Origin of the sequence: Vibrio sp. 10N.261.46.A3, assembly GCF_041472995.1 — a bacterium.
GTDB classification, from domain to species: domain Bacteria; phylum Pseudomonadota; class Gammaproteobacteria; order Enterobacterales; family Vibrionaceae; genus Vibrio; species Vibrio coralliirubri.
Map to the genome: position 1 here is coordinate 1 of NZ_JBFRRH010000089.1, position 3247 is coordinate 3247.

General features: G+C 39.6%; 4 protein-coding genes and 2 pseudogenes. 3 read left to right on the forward strand and 3 right to left on the reverse strand.

The features are described 5' to 3' along the window. Positions 1-263 precede the first annotated feature (263 nt). Genes parM through AB4484_RS19820 form a run of 3 tightly spaced genes read left to right on the forward strand, consistent with a single transcriptional unit; the run spans position 264 to position 1805 of the window. Positions 264-1220, forward strand: a complete 957-nt coding sequence (parM, locus tag AB4484_RS19810; protein ID WP_372079960.1) for a plasmid segregation protein ParM domain-containing protein — start codon at positions 264-266, stop codon at positions 1218-1220. Beyond that, on the forward strand, positions 1213-1533 hold the full coding sequence (locus AB4484_RS19815; RefSeq protein ID WP_372079962.1) for a hypothetical protein: 321 nt from the start codon (positions 1213-1215) through the stop codon (positions 1531-1533). Before parM ends, AB4484_RS19815 begins: the two co-directional genes overlap by 8 nt. A 56-nt stretch (positions 1534-1589) precedes the next feature. Further along, positions 1590-1805, forward strand: coding sequence for a hypothetical protein (locus tag AB4484_RS19820; protein ID WP_372079964.1), 216 nt, complete (start codon positions 1590-1592; stop codon positions 1803-1805). A 63-nt stretch (positions 1806-1868) separates the two neighbouring features. On the opposite strand, the gene AB4484_RS19825 is transcribed toward AB4484_RS19820, so the two are convergent. The 3 genes and pseudogenes from AB4484_RS19825 to AB4484_RS19835 form a co-directional block, all read right to left on the reverse strand. Then, positions 1869-2195 (reverse strand): HU family DNA-binding protein, encoded by a 327-nt coding sequence (locus AB4484_RS19825; RefSeq protein ID WP_372079966.1) that lies wholly within the window; start codon positions 2193-2195, stop codon positions 1869-1871. A gap of 202 nt (positions 2196-2397) precedes the next feature. Then, a pseudogene (locus AB4484_RS19830) lies at positions 2398-2673 on the reverse strand (topoisomerase DNA-binding C4 zinc finger domain-containing protein); the annotation flags it as partial. 107 nt (positions 2674-2780) lie between these two features. Then, positions 2781-3247, reverse strand: a pseudogene (locus AB4484_RS19835) (ISAs1 family transposase); the annotation flags it as partial.

The following is a 3247-nucleotide window of genomic DNA, read 5'->3' on the forward strand; positions in this document are numbered from 1 at the left end:
TCGATTTAAAGACGCTTACATTAAAAGCCGCATAAACACAAACAACACGAAGTTCATTTCTTCACTAAATTGCCCGATAGCTTATGTTATCGGTTTTTTTGTTTCTCCACTCTCTTTGAATGTGTTTTTAAGAGTTAAAAAGGTTTAATTTAACTCTATTTGAACTTCTTATTCATTGCTTATTCATTGCTTGTGATTGTTGACTACATTTTTTTTATATTTATAATGATATTTGAAATAACCCCAACTAGAAGGAAATAACAATGATTAAAACAATTGCGTGTGATGATGGCTCTACTGGTGTTAAGTTGGCTTTATGTTTGGATGGTGAGGTAAAGAGCGTTCGAGTTTCAAATCGAGCGATACATGGTCGAGCTGCTTCATTTGGTTATGAACCGGACATTTATTCCTGTGAATCTAATGTTTATACTTTTGATGAAAAATCAGATGCTATCCCGACAAGTAATATTTCATACCAATATTCGGCTCAAGCTTCCTGTGCGATTCAACATGCGTTGTTAACTTCTGGTTTTGTTGAGCCTAAAGATGAGGTTAATTTGATTGTTACTCTACCTATTGCGGAATTTTTTGACGCTGATAATCGTCCAAATGTTAAGAATATTAACGCAAAGAAAAGTATGGTAATGAGAACAGTTGTTCCAGAAAAGTATGCCCCTGTGATTATCAAAGAGGTTAAGGTGATGCCTGAAGGTATACCTGCCGCTCTCAACTCTTTACGTGACGATAAAGGGAGAGCTTTGCATTCTGACATTGATCTTGTTTTGATTGCTGATATCGGGGGAACCACACTTGATCTGTGCTTAATGCGTGGTATAGCAACAAGCATTGTTAAGGTTGGAAGCTATTCAACTGGAATGGTTGAAGTTCATAAGAACAGACAAAAGCTTTTAGGATACGATAATCTACCTCCAGCGCACACAGACCGTGTTCTTCAAGGCATCGATTCATGTAATAAAATTGAGTTGGCTATTGAACCAGTTATGAATAAGGCTATCGGAGAAATTAATGATTTTGTTTCATCTTACCCTTTAGATCATATTGTGTGTGTTGGGGCGGGCGCTGGCACATTAGCTAAGAAGATAAATGAACATCGGGTGACAACGTATTCTCACGTAAAGACAATCACAGTCGCTAATAATGCTGAGTTTGCTTTAGCTGAAGCAATTGTTGAAATTGAAGAGGCAAAACATCATGAATAAATCACCTATACAAGTGCGATTTAATGATAATAAAAGCATTGATATGGCAATGTGTAAACGATATCAAGAGTCGGGGAATAGAGCTGGAACATTGCGAAGTGATGTTATGGTTGGTCATGCATTGGCGCAAGCTAATTCCGTTCTTTATCAAATGATTCTTGCGATGGCAAAGGCCAATGAAGCTGGATCTGTCAAGCTCTGTGAGCTGAAAAAAATCATGGAACTGGTCAGTGAATCACAGTCTCAAGAAAGCAATCAGCCGAATGATAAGGTGCAACCAGATATTGGTGGAATGGGTGGACTAAGCCAATAATAAAGTTGGCGGATGTGGAGTGTTGTGGAATCTAGTTTAGCTTAAAGGGAGAAGTAATGGCTACAACTGTATCCATACCTAAAGCTCTTATCTTAGAGCGACTAAACCAATACATAAGGCTTCATCATAATTATACTAGTGATATGAAAATTGAAGATATTGAATATGATGTTGAAAGTGATCTATTTGAAATTTCAGTGGATCTAAATCACTGTGATAGCGATGAGCATCGTATGGAGATTATGAAGAAGTATAGGGAAATTTTTGATTAACTCGAAATTATTTTTTGAATTTTTGTGAAAGCCAGCTTTTAGCTGGCTTTTTTGCCGTTGTTATTATGCGTTACAGAGTGTTTTTAACTCTTTTCCCGCCTTAAAGGTTGGGCTTTTCGATGCAGCAATCTGAATCGCTTCGCCAGTTTTCGGGTTGCGACCTTCACGCGCTGCACGGTGCGTGATTTTGAAGGTTCCAAACCCAACCAAAGTCACGTCGTCACCATCAGCCAGTATCGTTGTGATGCCTTCTACAATCGCATTAAGTGCGGCTGTTGCTTGCTCTTTATTGATGTCCACTTGCTCTGCAATGTGATTTACAAGGTCTTTCTTGTTCATTTCTTGTCCTTTTTTTCTTTGGTATTGCAACTCTTCATCCCACTTACCCATGGCGTATCGAAACGTCAAAGGCTTATCGACAATGTCCCCTATGACGATTTTATAGGTGAGTGGAGTAGCATTGACGGTTGCACTTTTTCTTGCGTCTCCTAATGAGCGCATGTACACGGTTTCGGCTTTGATAAGTTCGTTGTCTTTATCAAAGTAACGTAGATTATAGACTGCCATATCAAAGCCTCTTTAAATAATGAAATTATAGGGCGCCTTTGTCTCGGTCTGGTTTCCCACCCTTATCGAAGAATCGCACTTTACACGTTGGGAATCCACTGCACCCCCACCAAAATGACCCTTCTCGCTTACCGGCTCGACGAATTAATCCTTTGTTGCATTCTGGGCAGCACTCTGTGCTGCTGGCCTTTGGTTGAGGGGCTTTAGGTTTCGGGGTTAAATTAGGCTTCCCATTATCATCAGGGAATGTGGTTTTGCAATCAGGATAGCGGTTACAGGCATGAAATGCGCCATTTTTCCCTTTCTTTTCAGTAAAAGCCCACGGCTAGAGTATTATGATTTTTGACTATTTCTTGTTCAAACACGTTCTATTTGGGAGCCTAAACCTATCCTTACAAGCGGCTCTTCTTATTGAACAAGTCGAAGCATTTTAATTCCAGAATCTAAAAGGACGGAGCGGTATTCGTCATCAATAGCCGCTATCTTCTTCTTTCTTACCATGCTGATGTTTTTACTTGTGTCTTGCTTGAAAAGACTTAGTGCGATTTTCCTTAATACATTGAAAGCTAAGGCCCCAGTGCCTCTGCGGATACGCGACTCATCTTCTCTAAACGTTACATCTAACATCCAATGCATACTTTCTACCTGCCAGTGGCTTCTTATTGCATCCAGTGCTTGCTGCGCGTTGAGGGATAATGAACTGATATACCATCGAGTTTCTTTCGACTTTTCCCGCTTAATTTTTCTTCAACCTTGGCGGTCATTTTGATTACACTTTGTAAACCATCCCAACGATAATTTTTGCCTAACCAGCTTCTATCAATGATTAACTGCTCGCAATGTTGATACTCACACTCAGGAAAGACATGCTGTTG